Annotated in this window: 21 protein-coding genes; 13 read left to right on the top strand and 8 right to left on the bottom strand. The window is 68.8% G+C overall.

Annotated features, from left to right (window positions below; translation table 11 throughout):
• Positions 1-49 precede the first annotated feature (49 nt).
• Positions 50-400, bottom strand: coding sequence for a metallopeptidase family protein (locus tag TL10_RS11825; protein ID WP_043402495.1), 351 nt, complete (start codon positions 398-400; stop codon positions 50-52).
• Between the two features lie 2 nt (positions 401-402).
• The gene (locus tag TL10_RS11820) at positions 403-1,869 is read right to left on the bottom strand and encodes a septum formation family protein (protein ID WP_052506397.1); all 1,467 of its coding nucleotides are present in this window, start codon (positions 1,867-1,869) and stop codon (positions 403-405) included.
• 122 nt (positions 1,870-1,991) lie between these two features.
• Between TL10_RS11820 and serS the strand changes: the two genes are divergently transcribed.
• On the top strand, positions 1,992-3,248 hold the full coding sequence (gene serS / locus TL10_RS11815) for a serine--tRNA ligase (protein WP_043402498.1): 1,257 nt from the start codon (positions 1,992-1,994) through the stop codon (positions 3,246-3,248).
• A 19-nt stretch (positions 3,249-3,267) separates the two neighbouring features.
• Positions 3,268-6,582, top strand: a complete 3,315-nt coding sequence (locus tag TL10_RS11810) for an ATP-binding protein (protein ID WP_043985808.1) — start codon at positions 3,268-3,270, stop codon at positions 6,580-6,582.
• Here the strand turns inward: TL10_RS11810 and TL10_RS11805 are convergent.
• The gene (locus TL10_RS11805) at positions 6,579-7,304 is read right to left on the bottom strand and encodes a hemerythrin domain-containing protein (protein WP_043402504.1); all 726 of its coding nucleotides are present in this window, start codon (positions 7,302-7,304) and stop codon (positions 6,579-6,581) included. The two genes, TL10_RS11810 and TL10_RS11805, sit on opposite strands and share 4 nt — an antisense overlap.
• A gap of 107 nt (positions 7,305-7,411) precedes the next feature.
• Here TL10_RS11805 and TL10_RS11800 point away from each other — a divergent pair, with 107 nt between their 5' ends.
• Complete coding sequence (locus TL10_RS11800) at positions 7,412-8,221, top strand: DUF5718 family protein (RefSeq protein ID WP_043985807.1); 810 nt, start codon at positions 7,412-7,414, stop codon at positions 8,219-8,221.
• A gap of 66 nt (positions 8,222-8,287) precedes the next feature.
• Entirely contained in the window at positions 8,288-8,539 is a 252-nt protein-coding gene (locus tag TL10_RS11795; protein WP_043402509.1) for a hypothetical protein, read from the top strand.
• Between the two features lie 9 nt (positions 8,540-8,548).
• Here the strand turns inward: TL10_RS11795 and TL10_RS11790 are convergent, their stop codons facing one another.
• The 3 genes from TL10_RS11790 to TL10_RS11780 are packed head-to-tail and all read right to left on the bottom strand — an operon-like array spanning position 8,549 to position 11,177.
• Positions 8,549-8,914 (bottom strand): hypothetical protein, encoded by a 366-nt coding sequence (locus TL10_RS11790; protein ID WP_043985806.1) that lies wholly within the window; start codon positions 8,912-8,914, stop codon positions 8,549-8,551.
• On the bottom strand, positions 8,911-10,461 hold the full coding sequence (locus TL10_RS11785) for a Rieske 2Fe-2S domain-containing protein (RefSeq protein WP_043985805.1): 1,551 nt from the start codon (positions 10,459-10,461) through the stop codon (positions 8,911-8,913). Before TL10_RS11785 ends, TL10_RS11790 begins: the two co-directional genes overlap by 4 nt.
• A gap of 38 nt (positions 10,462-10,499) precedes the next feature.
• Positions 10,500-11,177, bottom strand: coding sequence for an aminoglycoside 3'-phosphotransferase (locus tag TL10_RS11780; protein WP_043985804.1), 678 nt, complete (start codon positions 11,175-11,177; stop codon positions 10,500-10,502).
• 61 nt (positions 11,178-11,238) lie between these two features.
• Between TL10_RS11780 and TL10_RS11775 the strand changes: the two genes are divergently transcribed.
• From TL10_RS11775 to TL10_RS11765, 3 genes are read left to right on the top strand one after another with little or no spacing between them, the layout of a single operon-like run.
• Positions 11,239-12,012 carry a lysophospholipid acyltransferase family protein gene (locus TL10_RS11775; protein WP_043402933.1) on the top strand — a complete coding sequence of 258 codons (774 nt, stop codon included), beginning with the start codon at positions 11,239-11,241 and terminating at the stop codon, positions 12,010-12,012.
• Positions 12,013-12,016: 4 nt separating this feature from the next.
• Complete coding sequence (locus TL10_RS11770; protein ID WP_043985803.1) at positions 12,017-12,754, top strand: lysophospholipid acyltransferase family protein; 738 nt, start codon at positions 12,017-12,019, stop codon at positions 12,752-12,754.
• On the top strand, positions 12,754-13,566 hold the full coding sequence (locus tag TL10_RS11765) for a Cof-type HAD-IIB family hydrolase (RefSeq protein WP_081936871.1): 813 nt from the start codon (positions 12,754-12,756) through the stop codon (positions 13,564-13,566). Before TL10_RS11770 ends, TL10_RS11765 begins: the two co-directional genes overlap by 1 nt.
• A 2-nt stretch (positions 13,567-13,568) precedes the next feature.
• Here TL10_RS11765 and TL10_RS11760 read toward each other — a convergent pair whose 3' ends face one another.
• Positions 13,569-15,185, bottom strand: coding sequence for an N-acetylmuramoyl-L-alanine amidase (locus TL10_RS11760; RefSeq protein ID WP_110789049.1), 1,617 nt, complete (start codon positions 15,183-15,185; stop codon positions 13,569-13,571).
• A 154-nt stretch (positions 15,186-15,339) separates the two neighbouring features.
• The gene (locus TL10_RS11755; RefSeq protein WP_043985802.1) at positions 15,340-16,338 is read right to left on the bottom strand and encodes a hypothetical protein; all 999 of its coding nucleotides are present in this window, start codon (positions 16,336-16,338) and stop codon (positions 15,340-15,342) included.
• Positions 16,339-16,541: 203 nt separating this feature from the next.
• Here TL10_RS11755 and glf point away from each other — a divergent pair, with 203 nt between their 5' ends.
• The 6 genes from glf (at position 16,542) to TL10_RS11725 (ending at position 24,393) form a co-directional block, all read left to right on the top strand.
• Positions 16,542-17,777, top strand: a complete 1,236-nt coding sequence (gene glf / locus TL10_RS11750; RefSeq protein WP_043985801.1) for a UDP-galactopyranose mutase — start codon at positions 16,542-16,544, stop codon at positions 17,775-17,777.
• Positions 17,778-17,783: 6 nt separating this feature from the next.
• A complete protein-coding gene (locus tag TL10_RS11745) occupies positions 17,784-19,733 on the top strand; it encodes a glycosyltransferase (RefSeq protein WP_043402532.1) in 1,950 nt (649 codons plus the stop codon).
• The gene (locus TL10_RS11740; RefSeq protein ID WP_043985800.1) at positions 19,730-20,299 is read left to right on the top strand and encodes a phosphatase PAP2 family protein; all 570 of its coding nucleotides are present in this window, start codon (positions 19,730-19,732) and stop codon (positions 20,297-20,299) included. Before TL10_RS11745 ends, TL10_RS11740 begins: the two co-directional genes overlap by 4 nt.
• Positions 20,296-21,210, top strand: a complete 915-nt coding sequence (locus TL10_RS11735) for a decaprenyl-phosphate phosphoribosyltransferase (RefSeq protein ID WP_043985798.1) — start codon at positions 20,296-20,298, stop codon at positions 21,208-21,210. Before TL10_RS11740 ends, TL10_RS11735 begins: the two co-directional genes overlap by 4 nt.
• Entirely contained in the window at positions 21,207-23,228 is a 2,022-nt protein-coding gene (aftB, locus tag TL10_RS11730) for a terminal beta-(1->2)-arabinofuranosyltransferase (protein ID WP_110789048.1), read from the top strand. The genes TL10_RS11735 and aftB overlap by 4 nt, the downstream gene beginning before the upstream one ends.
• Before the next feature lie 163 nt (positions 23,229-23,391).
• Positions 23,392-24,393 (top strand): esterase family protein, encoded by a 1,002-nt coding sequence (locus TL10_RS11725; protein ID WP_043985797.1) that lies wholly within the window; start codon positions 23,392-23,394, stop codon positions 24,391-24,393.
• Positions 24,394-24,526: the final 133 nt, after the last annotated feature.

The following is a 24,526-nucleotide window of genomic DNA, read 5'->3' as shown; positions in this document are numbered from 1 at the left end:
GGACTCTGTTGTAACACCGCGGTCCGACAAATTCGCGGTGCCGCGCTGTTCAGCCCCAGCCCAGCTCGTGCAATCGTTCGTCGTCGATGCCGAAGTGGTGGGCGATCTCGTGGATCACCGTGATGGCGACCTCATCGACGACCTGCTCCTCGGAGTCGCACATGTCGAGCAGGGCGTCGCGGTAGATCGAGATGGTATCGGGCAGTGCGCCCGCGTAGAAGGAATCCCGCTCGGTGAGCGCGACCCCTTCGTACAGCCCGAGGATGTCGGGGTCGTCCGGATTGCGCGGTTGCACCAGCACCACGACGTTGTCGAGCGCCGCGGCGAGCCGGGGCGGGATGAGATCGAGCGCGTCGGACACCAGCTCCTCGAACCGCTGCTGCCCCATGCGTACCGGCATGGCTACGGAGCGGGTGCCGGCGCGGCCGGTCCAGGCGGCGCACCCGCGCCCACCGGTCCGGCCGGTGCCGCGGGCGCGGCGGGCTCGTCTTCGATCGGACCCTCCAGGGGAGCGCCGCTGCCGGGCACCGGCGGAGCGGGCGGCGGACCGTTGAGGAAGGTGTTGCCCTGCTGCTGTTGAGGCGTGCCAGGGGTGGTGTTGCCGTGCTGGTTCGAGGTGTCGGGCTGGCCCGGCATGTGCTGGTTGCCCTGCGGCGTCTGCGAGGTCTGCTGGCCGCGCTGGTTCTGCCCGGACTGATCGGACTGACCGGACTGCGAACCCTGCGACGACGACGATGACGACGAGCCCTGCGACGACGTGTCCACCGGCGGCTCGATGACCGGGATCGGCGGGAGGTTCAGCCGTTCCTCCGGGATGGCCGGCGGCGCGACGGGCGACTGCCCGTTGACCATCAGCGGTCCCTTGGCGCTGTTGATCAGCGTCGACCAGCCGCCGTTGCCGAGCGACGTGCCGATGCTGCACGACACCTGCCGGCTGCCGGCCGTCCAGCTGGGCAGCGCGATCGAGCTGTAGATCAGGGTCAGTGTGGTGCCTCGCAGCTGAACCGGGGCCAGGTAGGCGTCGGTGGCCTTGGTGCACGCGTCCTTGATGTACGCCAGCTGGTCGGGCTCGGCGGGCATGGCGTCGTGGTACTTGTCGGCCAGGTTGACCGCGCCGGTGACCTCCATGGCGTGCGGCGCCGAGCAGTCGACCGGGATGTCGATGGGCTGGTTGGTCGCCGGGTCGATGCCGAGGCAGGTGCCGGCCGGCCACACCTTCGACTGGTCGACGTCCGCGACCTTGCCCTTGTAGGCCAGCTGCTGGCTGTTCGGGCCGAGCAGCTGCAGGCCGCACAGCATGCGGCGCTGCCCCTTGGTCTTCCAGGCCTTGTCGCCCGACCAGACCAGGCTCACCGCGAACTTGCCGTTCGGGTCGAAGCGCGGGCCGAGGTAGTCGCGCGCCGCGTTCTGGCACTGCTCCTGGCTGATCTGCTTGATCCGGGAGTCCGACGGCGGCGCCGCGTTGGGGCCGTATTCACTGCCCGGGAACGTCCGCATGTCCAGGGACTCGGCGACCTCGAAGCGGTGTTCGTTCTTGCAGTCGACGATCTCGACGGCGTCCGGCGAGCGCTCCGGCCAGTTCAGGCAGTCGCCGGGCTTGGCGTGGTCGAGGGTGTCGCTGACGCGGCCGGCGTTGACGCGTCCGGTGCTGAAGCCGAGCCCCGTCGGGCCGAGGGAGCCTTCGGGCAGGACGGTGAGGACGCCGGCGATGAGCAGTCCGCCGAGCGCGGTGAGGACGAGCGCACGTTGAGTCCCGGTGACATGCATGCCGTGCATGCGTTGTCGCCAGGTGGTCGTCGTCTTCGGCGCGTCTGGGGGTGTGTCCAGTCCCAGTTCGACCGCCGCGGGTGCGTCCAACATCGGTTCTATTGTGACAGCCGCTGCTGGAGCTGTGACAAGAGTTGCAGTTGTACTGTTATGTGGTTGTGGCCGGGCCCAGCTAATGGCCCTCGACATTCCACGGTCGCGGTGAGAAAAGTAGTCTGACGTCCGTGATCGACCTCAAGCTGTTGCGCGAAGATCCAGACCGGGTGCGGGCATCGCAGCGGTCCCGTGGCGAAGACCCTGGCCTGGTGGATGCGCTGCTGGATGCTGACGCGGCCCGGCGCGCCGCCATCGCCGAGGCCGACACGGCGCGGGCCAACCAGAAAGCGGCGAGCAAGCTCGTCGGTGCGGCCTCTGCCGAAGAGCGGCCCGCCCTGCTGGAGAAGGCCAAGGAACTCTCCGCGGCGATCAAGGCCATCGAGGCCCGGCAGGCCGAGATGGAGGCGGCGTTCACCGCCGCGCACATGGCGATCGGCAACGTCATCATCGACGGCGTGCCCGCCGGCGGCGAGAGCGACTTCGAGGTGCTGGACATCGTCGGCACCCCGACGGCCATCGAGAACCCCAAGGACCACCTGGAACTGGGCGAGGCCATCGGCCTGCTCGACATGGAGCGCGGCGCCAAGGTGTCCGGCTCGCGGTTCTACTTCCTGACGGGCCAGGGCGCGCTGCTGCAGCTCGGGCTGCTGCAGCTCGCCGTCCGGCTGGCCACCGAGAACGGGTTCACGCTGATGATCCCGCCGGTGCTGGTGCGCCCAGAAATCATGCGCGGCACCGGATTCCTGGGCGCGCACGCCGATGAGATTTACCGCCTCGAAGCCGACGACATGTACCTCGTCGGGACCTCGGAGGTGCCGTTGGCCGGTTACCACTCCGACGAGATCCTCGACCTGTCCGAGGGGCCGCTGCGGTACGCCGGCTGGTCGTCGTGCTTCCGCCGGGAAGCCGGCAGCTACGGCAAGGACACCCGCGGCATCATCCGCGTGCACCAGTTCGACAAAGTCGAGGCCTTCATCTACTGCAAGCCCGAAGACGCCGAGGCCGAGCACCAGAAGCTGCTCGCCTGGCAGCGTCAGATGCTGGCCATGATCGAGGTGCCCTACCGCGTGATCGACGTCGCGGCAGGCGATCTCGGCTCGTCGGCAGCGCGTAAGTACGACTGCGAGGCGTGGGTGCCGACGCAGCAGGCCTACCGCGAGCTGACGTCGACCTCGAACTGCACCACGTTCCAGGCCCGGCGGCTCTCGACCCGCTACCGCGACGAGAACGGCAAGCCGCAGACGGCGGCCACCCTCAACGGCACCCTCGCCACCACCCGCTGGCTGGTGGCGATCCTGGAGAACCACCAGCAGCCCGACGGCAGCGTCCGGGTACCCGAAGCCCTGGTGCCGTACGTCGGCACTTCGGTGTTACAGCCGAAGTAGAAACCACGTCGGCGGGGGCATGACGGTGGAATACCCGGTGCGGGTGGCGGTGCTCGGTCCGGTGCAGGCGTGGGTCGGTGACGATCCGGTGGACCTGGGTGCGCGGATGCAGCGGGCGCTGCTGGCCCGGTTGGTCGCCGCGCGCGGCCACACGGTGTCCGTCGACCGGCTCATCCACGACCTCTGGGAAGGCGAACCGCCACCGAAGGCACTGTCGGCGTTGCAGGTCTACGTCTCGCATCTGCGCCGCGTGCTCGAACCCGGCCGGCAGCGCCGGGCGCCGGCCCGCATCCTGGTCAGCGCCGCGCCCGGGTACTGCCTGCGGTTGCCGGACAACGCCGTCGACTCCTGGCGTTTCGAAGCGAAAGTCACTGCCGCACAAGAGGAATCTGATTCAAGAAACCGTGTGCAACTGCTCGACGAGGCACTCGCGGGCTGGGCGGGCGAGCCGTTCGCGGGGGCCGGTGACGCCCTGTGGGCGGCGCCGGAGGTCTCGCGGCTGACCGAACTCCGGCTGGCGGCGGTGGAAAGCCAGGCCGCCGCACTCGTCGACCTCGCCCGGTACAGCAGCGCCATCGCGGCGCTGGAAGGGCACGTCGCCGAGCATCCGGGGCGCGAAGGGGCCGCCGCGGTCCTGGCGACCGCGCTGTACCGGACCGGGCGGCAGGCGAATGCGCTCGACGTGCTGCGGCGCACCCGCGAGCACCTGATCGACGAGCTCGGTCTGGAACCGGGCCGGGCCCTGCGCGATCTCGAGCGCGACATTCTGCGCCAGGCCGATCATCTGGAACCGTCGCGGCCTGCGCCGCTACGGTCGACGACGCCGGCGGCCCCGGCGGCCGCGTCGCGGGAACCCGTGGGGCACGTCGCATACGGCCGGGCCGAGGAGCTCGCGGCGATCGACGCCACCGCCCGTGGCGTCGCCGCGGGTGCCAGTGCGGTGCTGTGGATCGGCGGCGAGGCGGGCTCCGGCAAGACCACGCTGGCCGCGGCCGCCGCGGCCCGGTTGCGGGCGGCCGGCTGGCGGACGGTGCACGGCCGGTGCCAGGAGGTCCATGGCGCGCCCGCGGGCTGGGCGTGGACCGAGGTGCTCCGCGAGCTGGTCGATTCGGCCGATCACGACCGGCAGGCGCTGGCCCCGCTGCTGCACGACGGCGCCGCCGCCGAGCAGGGCACGTTCTGGCTGGGACAGGCGGTGGCCGACGCGCTCGGCACCGTCGCCGACGACCAGCCCCTGGCCGTCGTGCTCGATGACCTGCACCGCACCGACGGCCTGACGCTGGAGCTGCTGCGGCTGGTGGCCGACCGTGTTCAGGACCGCCGCGTGCTGGTCATGGCGACGTACCGCCCGTCGGAGGATCGCGGCGAGCTGGAGGTGGCCCGGGCGGCTCTGACGGTGCATACGTCCGCGCATCTGATCCTCGGCGGTTTGGACGCCGCGGCCACCGCTGCCGTCGCCGCCGATTGCGGACTGACGACCAGCGGTGAGGCCCTGCGCCTGCTGCGGGAACGCACCGGTGGCAATCCGTTGTTCGTGCGCGAACTGGCCCGGCTGATGGCCGCCGAGGGGCCGGACGCGGTGTGGGCGTCGGTGCCGGTCGGGGTGCGCGACGTGCTGCGGCGCCGGCTGGCCCGGTTGCCCGGCCCGACGGTCACCGCCCTGCGGCAGGCCGCCGTGCTGGGCCGCGACATCGACGTCGACCTGCTGGCCGAGCTGGGTCGGAGCGACCCCGACGATCTGCTCGACGCGCTGGAACCGGCTGTCCTGCTTGGCCTGCTCGACGAGCCGACGCCCGGCCGGCTGCAGTTCGCGCACGGGCTGGTCCGCGACACCCTGTACGAGGACACCTCGAAGCTGCGCCGGTCGCGGCTGCACGCCGCCGCACTGGAGTTGCTGCGCGCGCCCGGTCGCTCGGTTGATCAGGCCGCCCTCGCCCATCACGCCGTCGCCTCGGCGACGGCCGAAACCGCTTTGGCGGCAGCTGATTTCGCGACCGCCGCGGCACGGGATGCCGGTTCGGTCGGGGCCCATGCGGAAGCCGCCCGGCAGTGGCGCGCCGCGGTCCAGATGCTCGAACTCGCGGCCAGCCGGCAGCTGGCGCCGAGCCTGGCAATGCTGGATCAGGACATCGAGGTCCGCTGCGGACTGATCGCCGCGCTCGCGCAGTCCGGCGACGCCGTCACCGCGCGCAGCGAGATGAAGTGCGCGCTGCAGCTGGTCTCCGGCCGGTTTCGCGACGACCTGGTGGTGCGCATCCTCACGGCGTGGGACACCCCGCTCGTGTGGCGCGACCGCGAGTACGACGAATCCGACGGCCAGATGATCGGGCTGTTGCGCCACGTGCTGGCCGGCGACGTTGCCGCCGCGGACCGCATCCGGCTGCTCAAAGCGCTCTACGTCGAGTTGGAGGGCAACGACCCGGACGGTGCGCTGGCGGCCAGCACCGAGATGCTTGCGCTGGCGCGACAGGTGTACGCGGACGATCCCGGGGCGGGTCGCCTGCTGTGCACGGCGCTCAACGTCCACGCGTTCTGTGCCCTCGGACCCGACCTCGACACCGAGCGCGACGTGCTCGCCGCCGAACTGCTGCAGACCGCCGAAGCCGCCGAGCAGGCCGACTACCAGGCGGTGGCCCACTGGCTGCTGTCGCTGGCGGCCGGCAACCGCTGCGATCTGGCGACGGCCAAACGCCACGTCGACCTCGCGGTGGCGCGCGCCAGCACCGGTCAGCTGGTCCACCTGCTGGGCGTGCTGGGTCTGTTCCGCGCCCGGATGTACCTGCTGGCCGGCCGCCTGGACGAGGCGGTGAGCGCCTACACCGACCTGGCCGCACGCATGGCCGAGAACGGCGCCGCCAACGGCGCCAAGCTGGCCATGGTCGGCCGGACGACGGGCGAATTCTGCCTCGGCGACCTCGGCACACTGGCCGACGAGTTGCTGTTCTTCTACCGGGAGATTTCCGTCGCCGCGCTGGACGCGGCGGTGCTGGCGCTGGTCGCGCGGGGCCGCGAGGCCGAGGCCCGGGAGCTGTGGCCGGACCGAAAGCCCATCGAGCGGGCCTATTTCTGGGTGCCGTTCACCGTGCTGCGGGTCAATGCCGCGGTGGCGATGGGTGACATTGACGAGGTGCGGACCCGCTCGGCCGAACTGGCGCGCTACTCCGGCAGCATCGCCGGGCTCGGGGTCGACGGGTTGATGGTCGGCCCCGTCGACGACGCGCTGGCCGCGGCCGCCGACGTGCTGGACCGGCCCGACGAGGCCCGCGACTTCCGCAAGGCCGCCGAAACGCTGCGGGACCGGCTGGCGGCCGAGGCCCGCAGCTTCATCGACTAATCGGCCAGGGCCTCGAGTCGGCTCTCTGCGAGGTCGCCGAAGACCGCGCGCATCACGCGCCGGTGCCGCAGCGCCAGCACCGCCAAGAATGCCCGCAGCCCGATGCCCAGTTGTCCTGCCATCGAGGCCCGCTCGTCGTCGGTCATCACCGCGAGCGAGCGCGGACCGTCGAACGACATCCGGCTGCCGGCGCGCGCGGCCGCCTCCACCGCTTCCCAGTCCGCGACCGACACGTGCTCGGTGATCAGCGGGAACAGGTCCAGTTCCTCGTCGTTGATGTGCTCGGTCAGCAGCGCGGTGAGTTCCGCCAGCTCGAAGGCCATCAAGAACGCGACCTTGCGGTCACCGTTCGACAGCCGGAACGCGGCGGCGCGGGCACGCAGCTGGTCCAGGCGCGGGTCGAGCGCGGCGTGGTCGTCGGTGAGCTCGCTCAGGTCCAGGTGATCGCCCACGCTGGCCTGGATCACCGGCCACAGCACGGTGTCCTCGGTGCTGTGATGGTGATGGATGGAGTCGCACAACATCTCGATGTACTGCGAGATGGCGCGGGCCCGAGCGGGCGTGCAGATCACGTCCCGGTCGCGCACCGCCTTGGCCAGCTCGGTGAGACGGACCAGGTCGACGAGCATGGCGCGGTGCGCCAGCGTGATGCCCAGCAGATCGGGCTTGGGTTCGTCGGGTTGACGGGGTGCGACGGTGACGGTACGGACGGAGGTGGGCACAGCGGACTCCTTGTGATCAGGTTGGTGCACAGCCTGGTGCCCGTGACTTAAGCGCGACTTGGTTGTGGCTTGTCGGGGCTGGTCGCGGCCGAAGTAGGGTGGCAGCCATGATCGATCTCGACCTGGACGACATGCGTGGCTGGTTCGGCTTCGGGGTGGCGGGAAACTTCGCCGGGCACCTCGAACAGGCCGGGGAGGCAGTCGATTTCGTGAACGTCAGGTCGGAGGGCGGGGCGCCCAAGGGCATTTTCCCGTGGTACGCGCCGGGCAGTGACACCTTCCTCGGCGAGTTCCCGCTGTCGACGGACGCCGTCCAGCTGCCCGTCAGTGACACCCCGCTGAATCTGCAGATCGAACCCGAGGTCGGGTTGGCGTGTGAGGTGTCATGGTCGGGCGACCGGGTGGTCGGGCTGCGGCCGTTCGCGCTGGGCGCGTTCAACGACTGCTCGATCCGCCGGCCCAATGCCCCGAAGATCAGTCACAAGAAGAACTGGGGTCCGGCGTCCAAGGGCGTGGCCCCGCAGTTCTTCGAGATCAGCGACCTGAGCCCCGACGGCCCGACGTCGTCGCTGCGCCTGGCCAGCTTCCTGGACGACGGCACCGGCACCGAGCACGCGTACGGCCAGGACAGCCCGTTGCTGGGCTACTCGTACTACGGCACGCAGCTGCTGGACTGGATCGTCGACCGGCTGGCCAACCAGAAGGGTTCCGACGACACGCCTCTGGAGGACGTGGGCGCCCTGATGGTGGCCAGCGGGCACCCGACGCGCCTGCTCGTCGGCATCGGCGCGACGCGCTACACCGAGCTGGGGGAGTCCACCTACCTCAAGCCGGGCGACCAGGCCATCGTGCGGGTGTACGACACCGCCTCCGACGACGCCTCGGTGCTGCGGCAGACGGTGCGGGCCGCGCAGTAGCTCGGTTTTCCGTCCCGAATTGGGCGTAGCATTGGTGCACGTCGGGGCCATCGGCCGGAGGTATCCATGATGCTCAACTCGACCCGCTCGTTCGTCATCACGTCGGCGGCAATTCTGGCGTTGAGCGGCAGCAGTGCTGTCGCCGCAGCCGATCCCCCCGCTCCAGGTACCCCGTGCGGCGGGGACAAGGTGATTACGTCCATCAACACCTGTGAGCCGCTCAACTCGTCCTGCACCGGCTACGACGGGATGCTCATCGGCCGCGTCGCCGCCGACGGGCGGTGCGTGATTCCCGGGCTCGCCGGCACCAGCTGGTAACAGCGGCCGTCAACGGCCTGCTTGTTCCTTCAGCAACACCTCGAGCGTCGCCAGAAACTCCCTGGGTCGCAACGGGGTACAGGCCGGCGCCGGGGTGGTGCCGACGACGTCGAGGGTCACCAGCGTCGACTTGATGGGCCGCCAGATGTCCAGCGGCAGCCAGCGCCGCGGATCGGTGCCGCCCCAGATCAGGAACCGGTCCATGATGAAACCGAGCGACTCCGATTTGTAGCCGCGGATCGCGCTCAGCGGGATGATCTTCGACGTGCCCGACGGAAAGTGGTAGCGGCGCAACGTGATTGCCTGCCGGTCCAGGAAAATCTGGCCGTCGTCGTAGTGCGCATCCGAGCGAGCGCCGGAGTGGGCGCTGGTCACCGTTTGGCGCTCCGCAATTCGTGACCCTTGGAGGTCAGGCAGCGGCCGTTGTCCAGGTTCCACTGCCAGCCGTGCAGGTTGCAGGTCAGGGTGTTGCCCTCGACGATGCCGAACTTCGACAGGTCGGCCTTCAGGTGCGGACAGCGTCGCTGAATCTCGTAGCCGCCCAGGTCGATTGACGCCGATGTGTCGTGCGCCTCGGCGAACCAGCCGTCGGCGTAGGCGATGCGCTCGTCGGTCAGGCACTTGAAGAACGTGTAGAGGTATTCGTTGTAGCCGCCGACTCGCCACGCCTGGAAGCGGGTGGACAGGAAGATGGTGTTGACCCAGTCCGGCTCGTCGTCGCGCAGCACGGTCCGCACCAGCTCGGGCGCGATGCCGAAGCCGTAGCGGAACTTCTCGTCCGGAATCGCTTCCCGCACAGCGCGTTTCGGAAAGTCCAGGACGACGGTCTCGGTACCGATCCGCAATTCGACGGGGTAGCCGATGCCGTCGCAGATCTGGTCGCTCTGCACCATGATCGGCTCGAACTTGGCCCGCAGCGGCTCCAGCAGCGAATCGCCGGAAGCCGGCGCCCACGAAGCCTTTTCGGCGGCCAGCACCGGTGCCATGCGCTGGGCGTAGGCCTCGATGTACTCGGCCTTGCCGGTGGTGAAGATCGCTTCGGCCTCGGCGTCGGGGATCGGGTGCGTCAGCGAGTCCAGCGTCGAACCGGTGAACGAGGCCACCGTGCCCGGGATCATCAGCAGTCCGCCGTCGTGACCGTGCCGGCGCAGCTGGTCCAGGAACACCGCCTGGTCCGGGAAGATGTTGGCCGGATCGTCGTGATCGTCGTTGAGCCAACGCAATTCGGGATCCAGGAAGCACGGCGGACCGGCCGACGGCACCACCCAGGTGGCCCCGACCTGCGCGATGTACTGGCGGGAGCGGTCCATCTGCCGCTGCCGCTTCTGGGTGCCGAAGGCCTCCTTGGCCCGGGCCGGCATGTCGTAGACCATCGGGTACCAGATGGCGCCCGAGTACTGCAGCATGTGCACGTCGACGTCGCCGAACTCGGTGGCCACCATGTCCAGGTCGATCGGGCGGGCGTCGTTCATGTTGAACGCGACGGTCTCGCCGTCGGAGACCACCAGGCCCGAGTCGCCGATCGGGCCGTCCGCCGGGGCGCGCAGGGCGATGATCATCACGTCCAGGTCGCCCTTCGGGCCGCTGACGCGGTGCTTCACCGAATCGGTGGTCTCGAAGAACGTGTGGAAGCCGAGGGCCTCGAGCTCACGGCGCAGGTCCGGCACCGGGTAGTCCGGCAGCAGCACCGTCGCGTCCTTGTTGACGTGGGCGCGCAGGTGCTCGGGATCGAAGTGGTCCTTGTGCAGGTGGCTGACGTACAGGTAGTCGCAGTCGCCGAGCGCGTCCCAGTCCAGCCGGCTGTTGTCCGGGAACGGGAACCACGACGCGAAGTAGGCAGGGTTCACCCACGGGTCGCACAGAATGCTGCCCGCAGCGGTATCGATCCGGAATCCGGCGTGTCCAACGCTTGTGACCTGCACAAATGCCCCTTTTGGCGGTGGAGAGTTCGCCAGCGAGTCTAACTGGATTCCGGCGCGTCCCAGAGCGCGCGGTAGTAGTCGATGCGTGCGTCGTCCCGCGTCACCCCGTAGGCGTCCAGCAGGGCGGCCTCGTAGTTGCCGGGGTAGTTCCAGTCCAGGGACATGGTGGCGATGGCCAGGTCGGCCCACCGGTCGGCCACCCCGAGGTCCCCGATGTCGACGTGTCCGACGAATGCGCCGTCGTCGCTGATCAGGGTGTTCGGTGAGCAGGCGTCACCGTGGCAGACCACGAGCCGGTCCGGATCGGGGACGTCCACAACCCAGGACGGACGTCCGAATGGGCAGTCCTCGACCGGCAGCGCGTCGTGCATGGCGCGCAGGCCCGCGCCGATCGCGCGGGCCGCGGTCTCGGGATCGTCGGACCACCGCGGGTCGACGGCGGAGCGACCGGGCAGGCCCGCGGTGTGCAGCCAGCCCGCGCCCTCGCCGAGCACGATCGGCACGGCGATGTACTCCCTGGCCCAGCGCAGCCGGACCGCTTCGTCGGTGAGCAGCGGCGCGTGCTCGGCCGGGTAGGTCTTCACGTACTCGTCGCCGGCGCCGATGGCGAATGTCACGCCACCGAGTTCGTTCTGCCACACCGCGGTCACGGGACGGCCGACGGCCAGCGCGTCGACGACGTCGGGAATCGGTACGGGGCCGCTCGGGAAGGTCACCCCTACAGCCTGGCCTACCTTTGTAGGCACGGTACCGACGGTCCGCACTAGGCTGATGCTCGTGGAACCGGTATATGGCACGGCAATCAAGCTGGCGCGCACGGTGTGGCGCGTGCAGGGCTTGAAGTTCACCGTCACGGGCACAGAGAACCTGCCGGTCAGCGGCGGTGCGGTGGTCGCCATCAACCACACCAGCTACTTCGACTTCACCTTCGCCGGGTTGCCCGCCGTCCTGCAGAAGCGGGGCCGCAAGGTGCGGTTCATGGCGAAGAAGGAAGTCTTCGACAACAAGTACGGCGGCTGGCTGATGCGCAAGATGCGCCACATCCCCGTCGACCGCGGCAGCGGCGCCGACTCGTACTCCGAGGCGGTCAAGCAACTCAAACTCGGCGAGCTCGTGGGCGTCTATCCGGAAGCCACGATCAGCCGCAGCTTCGAGATCAAGGCATTCAAATCGGGCGCGGCGCGGATGGCCATCGAGGCCGACGTGCCGATCGTGCCGCACATCATCTGGGGTGCCCAGCGGATCTGGACCAAGGGCCATCCGCGCAACATGCGCCGCCCCAAGGTGCCCATCCACATCCATGTCGGTGAGCCCATCTACCCGACGCTGCCCGCGGCCGAGTTGACCGCGCTGCTGCACGCCCGCATGCAGCACCTGCTGTCGGAAGTTCAGGACGCGTACGGAGAGCACCCGGCCGGCGAATTCTGGGTGCCGCACCGGTTGGGTGGCGGGGCGCCGACGCTGGCCGAGGCCGACCAGATGGATCTCGACGAAGCCCGCGAGAAAGCGGCCCGCCGGGCGGCGCGGCAGGCGGAAGGGGCGCCGGAGTAGCGCCATGGAGCCAGTCTTCCGCGGCATCGAGATTGCCGCCAAGGCGGCGGTTGCCGCCACCGGGACTCGGATCACTTACCAAGGGCTGGAACACATTCCGGATACCGGTGGCGCGGTGATCGCGATCAACCACACCGGTTACGTCGACTTCCTGCCGGTAGGGCTGGCCGCCACGCATCGGAAGCGCCGGGTTCGCTTCATGCTCAAGGCCGAGGTGCAGCAGGTGCCGATGGGCAATTTCCTGGTCAAACGGGCAGGGCTCATCCCGGTCGACCGCAGTTCCGGCGGTGACGCGTATCCGGTCGCCGTGGAGCGGCTGCGCGCCGGGGAACTGGTCGGGGTGTATCCGGAAGCTACGATCAGTCGCAGTTTCGAGCTCAAGGAGTTCAAGACCGGGGTGGCGCGGATGGCGCTCGATGCGCAGGTGCCGATCATTCCCGTGATCGTCTGGGGCGTGCACCGGGTGTGGACCAAGGACCACCCGAAGCGGTTGGGACGCAAGAAGATTCCGGTCCTCGTTCGGGTGGGCGCGCCGATCCTGGCGGCTGGTCCGGTCGCCGAGGTGATGGCGATACTGCAGCAGACCATGACCGATCAGCTGCACACGGCGCAGGAGGAATACCCGCACCCCGAAGGTGCGTATTGGGTGCCGCGCCGACTGGGCGGCAGCGCCCCGACGCCTGAGGAGGCCGAATTGCTGGAGAAGGCCGAACGTGCCCGTCGGGAAGCCGAGGGCCGGTGATGCTGCCCGCGCTGATCGCCACCGACGTCGACGGCACCCTGCTCGACACCCATGAGCGGGTGACGCCGCGGACCCGCGCCGCCGTACAGGCCGCAGTCGCGAACGGGGCCCGATTCGTGCTCGCCACCGGCCGGCCGCCGCGCTGGATTCCGCCGGTGGTGGAGGGCCTCGGGTTTGCCCCGATGGCGGTGTGCGCCAACGGTGCCGTGGTCTACGACGCCGCGACCGATCGCGTCGTCTCGGCGCACACCCTGTCGCCGGACGCGCTGGGCGAGCTGGCCGAAATCGCCGCCCGGGTGATCCCGGGCGTCGGGCTGGCGGTCGAGCGCGTGGGCCGTACCGCGTTCGACGAGTCGATACCCCAGTTCGCGAGTTCGCCTGGCTACGAGCACGCCTGGCACAACCCCGACAACACCGAGGTTTCGGTCGAGGACATGCTCAGCGTGCCAGCGGTGAAGCTGTTGATCCGCAAGGCCGGCGCGCACAGCGCCGATCTGGCGGCGGCGCTGGCGCCGCACGTCGGCCTCGCCGGCGACCTGACCTACTCGACCAACAACGGGCTCATCGAAGTGGTGCCGCTGGGTATCAGCAAGGCCACCGGCGTCGCCGAGGTCATCCGCCCGCTGGGGATCAGCGCCGAGGACGTCGTGACCTTCGGCGACATGCCCAATGACGTCCCGATGCTGACCTGGGCCGGGCTCGGGGTGGCGATGGGTAATGCGCATCCGGAAGCCAAGGCGGCCGCCGACGAGGTCACCACGACCAACAGCGACGACGGCGTCGCGCGGGTGCTCGAACGCTGGTGGCTGTAGCTCTAGCTCTGCATCTCGATCCGGCTGAACCGCTCGAGCTGCACGGGCTCCTGCTGCGGTAGCGGCGGAAGTTCTTGTGGCACACCGTCGATGACGCGAGTGACGGTCGCGTGCTCGCGGTCGAAGTTGAGGGTGCCGTGCTGGAAGTTCTGCACGATCCATTGCGGTTCGGGAATCTCCCCGCTGGTCGGCAGCCCGAGGGCGCCGCGTTCGAAACCCAGTGCGCCCCAGGCGTCGTAGAGTGCGCCGGTCAGCGGCTGGGCGCCGGTGGCGGGCGACCAGTACATGGCGCCGTGGTCGAAGGTCGCGTAGCGGGTATGGCCGTCGGCCGCGGCCTCCGGTGAGGTGGCGACGCCGAGCGGGCTGGCCGCCCCGCCCATGGCCTGCCACTTGTCGAAGATGGCACCGCCGCGCAGCATGTCCATGGCGCTCAGGGCACCCGGCGGGGCGGTGACAGATGCTGCGATGTCCCGCAATTCGCCCATGGCGGCGTAGGCGGCGTTGCCCGGGCAGTCGGTGTTGCCGACGTCGCGGTGGGTGAAGATGGTCGGCAGGGTCGGCGTCGCACCGGCGGGGAAGTGGGTGAAGGTGCCGCCGCCGGAGGTCAGCACCACGCTGCCCAGGGGATTGACGTGGTCCAGACTCAGCCGCCAGCCGATCAGCCGGCCGGTCACCTTCAGCTGTAGCGGGGTCGGGGGCACGACGTCGAAGTCGCCGAGCATGGCCACGCCCCAGGTGTCCACGTTGAATCCGCCGGTGTGCGACCCCTCGACGGGCCTCGTCATCCCGCCGAAGCGGCCTTCGAAAACCTGACCGTACTTGTCGACGAGCGCGTTGTAAGCGATGTCGCACCAACCCAATTCGCGGGTGTGGTACTCGTAGATCGAGCGGACGATGCCCGCAGAATCCTCCGGTGCGTAGTCGTTGCTGCCGGCGGTGTGGTGCACGATCGCGGCACGCACGCCCGGGTCGTACACCGGCTGGCCGCAGCGGACGCCCTCGTTGGCGCCCCACTGGGCGCGGCTGATGATGTTCGGCGGCTGGTTCGGTGCCGACACCGCGGTCGGCTGGAACTGGACGTCGGCCGGCGCCTCCGGCGGGCTGATGAGGACCGCTTTCATGCTGGGGCCCAACGGCTTTTCGACATCGACGGGGCGGTACCCCAGTCCGGGACCCTGCGGTCGGTTGGCGTCCGGCGGTGTGGCGGCCGCTTCGGCGGGCCGGGTCACCGCGATCTGGACGGTCGTGGTGCGGCCGACGAACACGGGCTCGGTGCCTCGAGTGGTGGCGCGGGCCTCACCGACGCCGTCGGGTGCCTCGACTTCGTACCAGGGTCCCCAGGATCCGTCGGCTTTCTGGGCGCGCACGCGGGCCGAGGTGCCGGTGAAGTCCGATGCGGTGAGCGCGACCAGGGAGAAGGGGGTGTCCTGGTGGATTTCCCGGACGGTCTGTCCGCCTCCGACACCGGCCAGTGGCTGCGTGCGGAGCTCCGGTGCCGACGGCTTGTCGTCCGTCAGGCCGGGGATGCCGGGGATACCGCTGACGGCCAACGGCACCATCACGACTGTCGCCGCCAGGGCGGACAACAGTATTGACGGTGCAGGTCGACGGCGCGGCACAGCGCGAATGTTACGTATGTGTCAGCTGTTACCAGTGTTTCGACACGGGTTACTGAGCTGTCAATTCTCTGCGATGCGCCGCAACGGCACCGCAGAGCCGTGGGGCTTCTGCGGTGCCGTCTTGGTTACAGGTCTTCAGTTGTGTGACTGGATGTCAGACCGCGGGTGCCGGCAATGCTGGTGCGGCCGCTGCGGCTGCCGCGGGGGCGGCCTGAGCGGACTTCACCGCGGAGGTGATGGCCGGCATGACCATGCCCTTGAGCAGGTCGATCGCCTGGGTCGCACCCAGCTGGTTGGCCGCGCTGGTCAGATCGCTGATCAGCCCGCCGCCGCCGCTGCTCGGAGCTGCGCCGAGGCCGAGGCCGTCGCCGCCGCCCAGTCCGACGGACGGGTCACCGAGGATCGGGTAGCTGCCGCCCAGTCCCTGGCCCGGGCCGAGGCCCAGGCTGGCGTTGGGATCGGTCATCGGCATCCCTGCCGTGCCGAGCCCCGCCGGGTTCGCGCTGATCGACGGGGTCGTCAGGCCCGTGGCGTTGAGACCGGGAGCCGTCAGCCCGGGCGTGCTCACGCTCGGGAGGGTGGCGCCCTGGGTCGTCAGGCCGGCGCTGGGCAGGCCGCCCAGTCCCGGGGTCAGCGCCGACGGGCTGGTGGTACCCAGGCCGGTCGGCGGGGTGAGGCCCGGTGCGGTCGCCCCGGTCGGCGGGGTCAGACCAGGTGCGGTCAGTCCGGTCGACGGGGTGGTGCCCAGGCCAGGGGTCAGACCGGCCGGCGCCGTGAGCCCACCCGGCGCCGTGAGGCCGGCCGGAGGCGTCAGGCCCGGGGTGCTCAGGCCGGGGGTCAGGCCCGGAGAGCTCAGTCCCGGGGTCAGGCTGGTCTGCGGCGACAGTCCGGTCAGGGGGCTGGTGGAGGCGCCGGCGCCACCCATGAGGTTCGGCAGGTTGACGCCGAACTGGGACAGGCCCTGCGACAGCGCGGACATGACCTCGTTGGGGAGGTCGGTGACCAGCGCGGCCTGGACGAATTCGCGGTGCTGCGGAGTCGGGTTTGCCGGGGTCATCTGGGCGACCGCCACGAGTGCGATCGGACTTGCGACGGCCACGGCGGCGACTGCGCTCATGGCTGTCGAGAGCTTGCGTCGACGTCGGTTAGGCACGGAAGTCTCCTCGGGTCGTGTGGGGCACGGCTCGAGCTGGCTTGCCGAGTCGTCGGTACTGACGGATTCGATGTTAAAGCTGTGATTGGTGGGATTAGAGTGACGATGCGGAATCGTGAGCGAATTGCGACCGGCCCGCGCACTGGCTGGGCCGACAGGGTGTTTTCGGGCCGAACGGCCTCTGTCGGATACCCTGAACGCCGATGACCTCCGCTGATTCCCGGGGCGCTGTGACCCAGTCCTCCGGCCCATATGACCTCATCGTCGTCGGCTCCGGATTCTTCGGCCTGACGATTGCCGAGCGCGCGGCAACCCAACTCGACAAGCGGGTGCTGGTCGTCGAGCGCCGGCACCACCTCGGCGGCAACGCCTACTCAGAAGCCGAGCCGGAAACCGGCATCGAGGTGCACAAGTACGGTGCCCACCTGTTCCACAACTCCAATCAGCGGGTGTGGGACTACGTGCGGCAGTTCACCGACTTCACCGGCTACCAGCACCGCGTCTTTGCCATGTACGACGGCCAGGCCTACCAGTTCCCGATGGGGCTGGGTCTGGTGTCGCAGTTCTTCGGGCGCTACTTCAGCCCGGAGCAGGCCCGCGCCCTGATCGCCGAGCAGTCCGCCGAGATCAACACCGACGATGCGCAGAACCTCGAAGAGAAGGCCATCTCGCTCATCGGCCGGCCGCTCTACGAGGCCTTCGTCAAGGGCTACACGGCCAAGCAGTGGCAGACCGATCCGAAGGACCTGCCCGCGTCGATCATCAGCCGCCTGCCGGTGCGCTACAACTTCGACAACCGCTACTTCAACGACACCTACGAGGGTCTGCCGGTCGACGGCTACACCGCCTGGCTGCAGAACATGGCCGCCGACGAGCGCATCGACGTGGTGCTGAACACCGACTGGTTCGACGTGCGGGACTCGCTGCGCGCCGAGAGCCCGGACGCCCCGGTGCTCTACACCGGTCCGCTCGACCGTTACTTCGACTACTCCGAGGGCCGGCTGGGTTGGCGCACCTTGGACTTCGAGATGGAAGTCCTGCCCATCGGTGACTTCCAGGGCACCCCGGTGATGAACTACAACGACCCCGACGTGCCGTTCACCCGGATCCACGAGTTCCGGCACTTCCATCCCGAGCGGGAGTACCCGACCGACAAGACCGTCATCATGCGGGAGTTCTCGCGCTTCGCGGGCGACGACGACGAGCCGTACTACCCGATCAACACCGATTCGGATCGCGCGATCCTGGCCGCCTACCGCGCCAGGGCCAAGGCCGAGACCGATGAGAACCGCGTGCTGTTCGGCGGCCGCCTCGGCACCTACCAGTACCTCGACATGCACATGGCCATCGCCAGTGCGCTGAACATGTACGACAACGTCCTGATGCCGCACCTGCGTGACGGCGCGGCCCTCGGCGACGCCGTTGCAGAAAGTAGCTGAAAAACCATGAGCGACATTCCGTCCGGCGCGCTGGCGTCGGGACAGTCCCGCGCCGTGAGCCTGCTGTCTCGGGTCATCCTGCCCCGGCCGGGTGAGCCCCTCGACGTTCGCAAGCTGTACATCGAGGAGTCGTCCACCAACGCCCGGCGCGCGCACGCCCCGACTCGCACCACGCTGGAAATCGGTGGGGAGTCCGAGGTTTCGTTCGCCACCTACTTCAACGCCTTCCCGGCCAGCTACTGGCGCCGCTGGTCGATCCTGACCTCGGTGGTGCTGCGCGTCGAGCTGACCGGCAGCGCCCGTGTCGACGTCTACCGGTCGAAGGCGACCGGCGCGCGAATCACCGTGGGCGGCAGTGAAATTGCCAGCGGCGAGGACGGCCTCCCGGCAGTGGTCGAGTTCGAGATCGGCTTGGAGCCGTTCGAGGACGGTGGCTGGATCTGGTTCGACATCACCACCGACAGTGCGGTGACGGTGCACAACGCCGGGTGGTACGCACCGGTGGAAGCACCCGGGCGGGCGAACATCACGATCGGCATCCCCACCTTCAACCGCCCGGCGGACGCCGTCAACGCACTCGCGGCGCTGACCTCGGATCCGTTGGTGGACCAGGTGATCGGTGCGGTCATCGTGTCCGATCAGGGCGCCAACAAGGTGAAGGACCACCCCGACTTCGCGACCGCGGCAGCCCCGCTGGCCGACCGGTTGTCCATCCACAACCAGCCGAACCTCGGTGGCTCCGGCGGCTACAGCCGGGTGATGTACGAGGCGCTGAAACACACTGACTGCGAACAGATTCTGTTCATGGACGACGACATCCGCGTCGAGCCCGACTCCATCCTGCGGGCGCTGGCGTTCAACCGGTTCGCCAAGACGCCGACCCTGGTCGGCGGCCAGATGCTCAACCTGCAGGAGCCCTCGCACCTGCACGTCATGGGTGAGATGGTCGACGCGGCGAACTTCATGTGGACGCACGCCATCAATGCCGAGTACGACCACAACTTCGCGAAGTACCCTCTCGCCGACGAGGAGGAGTACCGCAGCAAGATCCTGCACCGCCGCATCGACGTCGACTACAACGGCTGGTGGATGTGCATGATCCCGCGCGCGGTGGCCGAGGAACTCGGCCAGCCGTTGCCGCTCTTCATCAAGTGGGACGACGCGGACTACGGGCTGCGCGCGGGTGAGCACGGCTACCCGACGGTGACCCTCCCCGGCGCGGCGATCTGGCACATGGCGTGGAGCGACAAGGACGACGCCATCGACTGGCAGGCGTACTTCCACCTGCGCAACCGCCTCGTGGTCGCGGCGCTGCACTGGGACGGCAACATCCGTGGCCTGGTTGCGAGCCACTTCAAGGCGACTGTCAAACACCTTCTGTGCCTTGAGTATTCGACGGTGGCGATCCAGAACCGGGCCATGGACGACTTCCTCGCCGGGCCGGACAACCTGTTCACCATCCTCGAGTCCGCGCTGCCCGAGGTGCGCGCCATGCGTGCCGAGTACCCGGACGCGGTGGTGCTGGAAAGCGCGACCACGCTGCCCGCGCCGTCGGACAAGAAGTGGCGCCGGAAGGTCAAGATTCCCACCAGCTTGCCCGCCATCGCGGTCCGGCTGACCCGCGGTGTCGTGAACCAGCTCAAGCCGCACGATCCGGAACACCATGTGCGGCCGCAGATCAACGTTGCGACGCAGGATGCGCGCTGGTTCTCGCTGTGCATGGTCGACGGTGTCACCGTCACCACCGCCGACGGCCGCGGCGTGGTCTACCGGCAGCGCGACCGCGAGAAGATGTTCGAGTTGCTGCGTGAGTCGCTCAAGCGCCAGGTGCTGTTGGCCCGCAAGTTCAACCGCATGCGTCGGGTGTACCGCAACGCACTGCCGGAGCTGACGAGCAAGGAGCGGTGGGAGTCCGTGCTGCTGGCCTCTCAAACCGAATCGGCCGGTGTCAGATGAGCCTCGAAGGTATCGAGGGCGATGACGCCCCTGGTGCTCCGCACGGTGAGGACGCGATCCTGGTCGGCGTGCAGTCAGCGCTGACCGGGCGTCCCGGGGTGCTCGCCGGCGCCCGCGTGCTGTCGTACTTCGGTGAGCACAGCCTCGGCTGGTTCGCTGTCTGCGGCCTGGGCGCGGTGCTGCAGCCGCAGCGTCGCCGGGCCTGGGTGACGGCCGGTGTCGGCACCTTCCTGGCCCATGCGGCCGCCGTGCTGATCAAACGCGTGGTCAAGCGGGAGCGCCCGCAGCACCCGGCCATCGCCGTCAACGTCGGCACCCCGAGCCGGCTGAGCTTCCCGTCGGCGCATGCGACGTCGACCGCTGCGGCCGCGATCCTCATCGGCCGGGCCACGGGCCTGCCGCTGCCGTGGTTCCTGGTGCCACCGATGGCGTTGTCGCGGCTGGTGCTCGGCGTGCACTATCCCACTGACGTGCTGACCGGTGTCGTGGTGGGAACCGCGGTCGCCGAATCAGTTGGCGCGATTTCCGAGCGAACTGCAAAGCGCGAACCAAAGGCTGGGGCATGACCGAAGTGACGCAGGAGCTGGGGCCGCCGAAGAACCTGGCCGCCGGCCTCGTCAAGGCGCTGCGGCCGCGGCAGTGGGTGAAGAACGTCCTGGTGTTGGTCGCACCTCTGGCGGCCCTTGGTGGCGGGGCGCACTACAGCTACGCCGATGTGCTCAAGCACGTCGGCGTGGCGTTCGTGGTGTTCTGCATGGCCGCGTCGTGCATCTACCTGATCAACGATGCCCGCGATGTGGAAGCAGACCGCCTGCACCCGACCAAGCAGTATCGGCCGATCGCGGCCGGTGTGGTTCCGGTGACCATGGCCTATGGACTGGCCGCGGCACTGGGTGTCGGCTCGCTGGCCATCTCGTGGTGGCTCACGCCCAGCCTGGCGATCGTCATGGCCGTCTATATCGCGTCCCAGCTGGCCTACTGCTTCGGCCTGAAACATCAAGCGGTGCTGGACATCTGCATCAACGCCTCCGGGTTCCCGCTCCGTGGTATCGCCGGTGGTGTCGCCGCCGGGATCCCGCTGTCCAAGTGGTTCCTGCTGGTGTTCGCGTTCGGCTCGCTGTTCATGTCGGCCGGAAAGCGTTACGCCGAACTGCAACTCGCCGAACGCACCGGGGCCAAGATCCGCAAGGCGCTGGAGTCGTACACCAGCAGCTACCTGCGGTTCGTCTGGACGTTGTCCGCGACCGCCGTGGTGCTCTGCTACGGCCTGTGGGCCTTCGAGGGCAACAAGGGCCCGTGGTTCGCGGTGTCGATGGTGCCGTTCACCATCGCGATCCTGCGCTACGCCGTCGACGTCGACAGCGGCGCGGCGGGTGAACCCGAGGAGATCGTGCTGAACGACCGGGTGTTGCAGCTGCTGGGCGTGGCCCTGGTCGCAACACTCGTCGCCGCGATTCTGCCCGGACTGATCCGGTGAGTGACTCGCCCGCCCAGCAATTGCTGCGCGGGCCGGTCTTTCCGTATGGCCGGGCCGCGCGGATCAGCCTGTGGCTGAGCGTCGCGGTGTCTGCCGCCCTGTTCGGCTGGGGCGCCTGGCAGCGCCGGTGGATCGCGGACGACGGCCTGATCGTGCTGCGCACGGTGCGAAACCTGTTGGTCGGCAACGGCCCCGTCTTCAACGCCGGTGAGCGCGTCGAGTCCAACACCTCGACGCTGTGGACCTATCTGGTCACCCTCGGCGCCTGGATCGGCGGCTCGGTGCAGCTCGAGTACGTGGCCCTGGCGCTGGCCCTGACGTTGAGTGTGGCGGGCCTGGTCTTCGCGATGCTCGGCACCGGCCGGCTGTACGCCCCCGGGCTGCGGGGCCGTCGTGCACTGCTGGTCCCGGCCGGCGCCCTGGTCTACATGGCGGTGCCGCCGGCGCGTGACTTCGCCACGTCGGGCCTGGAGAACGGCCTGATCATGGCCTACCTCGGACTGCTCTGGTGGATGCTGGTGTGCTGGGGCCAAGGCCCGCTTGCTCCTCGCGTCCGCGGTGCGGTGCGCGCGCCCGGTGCCGACGACCGCGAAGCCGACGCCAACGTCACCAGCGCCCGGTTCGACGGTGCGCTGGCCTGCCTGGCCGGGCTGTCGGTCCTGGTACGCCCCGAGTTGGCGCTGATCGGCGGGGTGGCGCTGGTCATGCAGCTGGTCGCCGCCCGCGGCCGCCGTCGGCGGCTCATCATCGTGGTGGCCGGTGGTCTGCTACCGATCGGCTACGAGATTTTCCGCATGGGCTATTACGGCCTGCTGGTGCCGATCACCGCCCTGGCCAAGGACGCCACCGGATCCAAGTGGCAGCAGGGATTCGTCTACCTCAGCAACTTCAACGGGCCGTACTTGTTGTGGGTCCCGGCGGTGCTGACCGTGGCGCTCGCGATTGTGTTGTTCGTCACTCACAGCCGGCCGTGGTGGGGCCAGGCGGCACCGCGCGGCTACAGCACCTTGGCCCGTCGGGTCCAAAGTCCTACCGCGGTAGTGATTTTCATGGTGGGCAGTGGTCTGGTGCAGGGGCTGTACTGGATCCGCCAGGGCGGCGACTTCATGCACGGCCGCGTGCTCTTGGTACCGCTGTTCTGCCTGGTCACGCCTGTTGCGGTGATTCCGATCGTGCTTCCTGACGGCAAGAACATCGCCCGCGAGGTCGGCTACGCGCTGGCCGGTACGACGACGGCCCTGTGGCTGGCGGTCGTCGGCTGGTCGCTGTGGGCGGCCAACTCACCGGGCCTCGGATCCGACGCCACGCGGGTGACCTACTCCGGCATCGTCGACGAGCGGCGCTTCTACTCGCAGGCCACCGGCCACGCGCACCCGCTGACGGCCGCGGACTATCTGGACTACCCGCGGATGCGGGCGGTGCTCGCGGCCATCGACAACACCCCGGTCGGTGCGCTGCTGCTGCCGTCGGGCAATTACGACCAGTGGGACGTGGTGCCGGCGATGCCGCCCCCGGTGCCGGACCCGACGTTTCCGGCGCCGCCCAACTGGTTCGAAAAAGGGCCGCACACAGTCTTTTTCACCAACCTGGGCATGATGGGTATGAACCTGCCGCTCGAGGTCCGGGTGATCGACCAGATCGGGCTGGCCAATCCGCTGGCCGCCCACACGGCGCGGCTGGACGATGCGCGCATCGGTCACGACAAGGAGCTGTTCCCGGACTGGGCGGTGGCCGAGGGCCCGTTCCTGCGGAAGCCACCGTGGATTCCGACGTATCTGGACCAGGACTGGGTGGCGCAGGCGGCGGTCGCCCTGACGTGCCCGGAGACCGAGACGATGCTGAGTTCGGTACGGGCTCCGATGGGCGTCCACCGGTTCATGTCAAATCTGGTACACGCGTTCACTTTTACGCGTTACCGGATTGATCGCGTGCCGTTATACGAGCTGTATCGCTGCAAGCTCGATGTGCCTCCGAGGCTGTCGACCCCTTACACTGGCTTACCGGCTACCGGGCCGTAGTTTCGGCGCATGAGCGCTGTCACGGCCTGAAGCGTAGGTAACGCCGGGGAACCATGCGGCGATAACCACTCGGGCGACTGCGCCCGGCCTGATCGTCACCTCAACGGCAGAGGCGGTGGTGAGGGTTGTCCGTACGCCGTCATTGGAAATATTAGGGAGCGGTATGAGTTTCGTTGGGAAGATGCGGTCCATGGCCAAGGCCATGCCGCGCCGGATGGCGGTTGCGGCCGTTGCCGCGGCTGCGCTGCCCGGTCTCGTCGGTGTTGTCGGTGAAACGGCGACTGCAGGGGCTTTCTCGCGTCCCGGTCTGCCGGTTGAGTACCTGCAGGTTCCGTCTGCGGCCATGGGTCGCGACATCAAGATCCAGTTCCAGAGCGGTGGCGCCAACTCGCCCGCCGTCTACATGCTTGACGGTCTGCGTGCGCAGGACGACTACAACGGCTGGGACATCAACACCGCCGCGTTCGAGTGGTACAACGGCTCGGGCCTGTCGATGGTCATGCCGGTCGGTGGCCAGTCCAGCTTCTACAGCGACTGGTACAAGCCGGCTTGCGGCAAGGCCGGTTGCTCCACCTACAAGTGGGAGACCTTCCTGACCCAGGAGCTGCCCGCTTACCTGCAGGCCAACAAGTCGGTCAAGCCGACCGGTGGCGCTGCGATCGGTCTGTCGATGGCCGGTTCGGCCGCGATGACCCTCGCGATCTACCACCCGCAGCAGTTCATCTACGCGGGCTCGATGTCGGGCTTCCTGAACCTGTCCGAGGGCTGGTGGCCGTTCCTGGTCAACATCTCGATGGGTGACGCCGGTGGCTACAAGGCCGACGACATGTGGGGCTCGACGGGCTCCCCGGACAACGCCTGGAAGCGCAACGACCCGTTCGTGAACATCGCGACGCTGGTTGCCAACAACACCCGCCTGTGGGTCTACTGCGGCGATGGCAACCCGAGCGACCTCGGCGGCAACAACGTGCCGGCCAAGTTCCTCGAGGGCCTGACCATCCGCACCAACCGGACCTTCCAGGAGACCTACCTGGCTGCCGGTGGCACCAACGGTGTGTTCAACTTCCCCAACAGCGGTACCCACGACTGGGGCTACTGGGGCCAGCAGCTGCAGGCCATGAAGCCTGACCTGCAGCGTGTGCTGGGTGCTTCGGGACAGGCGTAAGCCCTGATCCTGAGGTAAATCCTCCGGCAACAACTCGCACTGGCGGCGGCGACCTTCACAGGTCGTCGCCGCCAGTCGTTTGTGTCCGGGTAGACGCATATCACCCCGGCCGCTGGCAACGTTCCCTCCCATT

The organism is Mycolicibacterium llatzerense, assembly GCF_000878195.1.
GTDB classification, from domain to species: domain Bacteria; phylum Actinomycetota; class Actinomycetes; order Mycobacteriales; family Mycobacteriaceae; genus Mycobacterium; species Mycobacterium llatzerense.
Note: the sequence above shows the minus strand (reverse complement) of the source record. Positions and strands in the feature narration are given on the sequence as shown.

Excerpts from the sequence above, each read along its gene's own strand:
- TL10_RS11825 (WP_043402495.1), bottom strand. The coding sequence starts at position 400 with ATGCCGGTACGCATGGGGCAGCAGCGGTTCGAGGAGCTGGTGTCCGAC.
- TL10_RS11810 (WP_043985808.1), top strand. The coding sequence starts at position 3,268 with ATGACGGTGGAATACCCGGTGCGGGTGGCGGTGCTCGGTCCGGTGCAG.
- TL10_RS11800 (WP_043985807.1), top strand. The coding sequence starts at position 7,412 with ATGATCGATCTCGACCTGGACGACATGCGTGGCTGGTTCGGCTTCGGG.
- TL10_RS11795 (WP_043402509.1), top strand. The coding sequence starts at position 8,288 with ATGATGCTCAACTCGACCCGCTCGTTCGTCATCACGTCGGCGGCAATT.
- TL10_RS11770 (WP_043985803.1), top strand. The coding sequence starts at position 12,017 with ATGGAGCCAGTCTTCCGCGGCATCGAGATTGCCGCCAAGGCGGCGGTT.
- TL10_RS11765 (WP_081936871.1), top strand. The coding sequence starts at position 12,754 with ATGCTGCCCGCGCTGATCGCCACCGACGTCGACGGCACCCTGCTCGAC.
- glf (WP_043985801.1), top strand. The coding sequence starts at position 16,542 with ATGACCTCCGCTGATTCCCGGGGCGCTGTGACCCAGTCCTCCGGCCCA.
- TL10_RS11745 (WP_043402532.1), top strand. The coding sequence starts at position 17,784 with ATGAGCGACATTCCGTCCGGCGCGCTGGCGTCGGGACAGTCCCGCGCC.
- TL10_RS11740 (WP_043985800.1), top strand. The coding sequence starts at position 19,730 with ATGAGCCTCGAAGGTATCGAGGGCGATGACGCCCCTGGTGCTCCGCAC.
- TL10_RS11735 (WP_043985798.1), top strand. The coding sequence starts at position 20,296 with ATGACCGAAGTGACGCAGGAGCTGGGGCCGCCGAAGAACCTGGCCGCC.
- TL10_RS11725 (WP_043985797.1), top strand. The coding sequence starts at position 23,392 with ATGAGTTTCGTTGGGAAGATGCGGTCCATGGCCAAGGCCATGCCGCGC.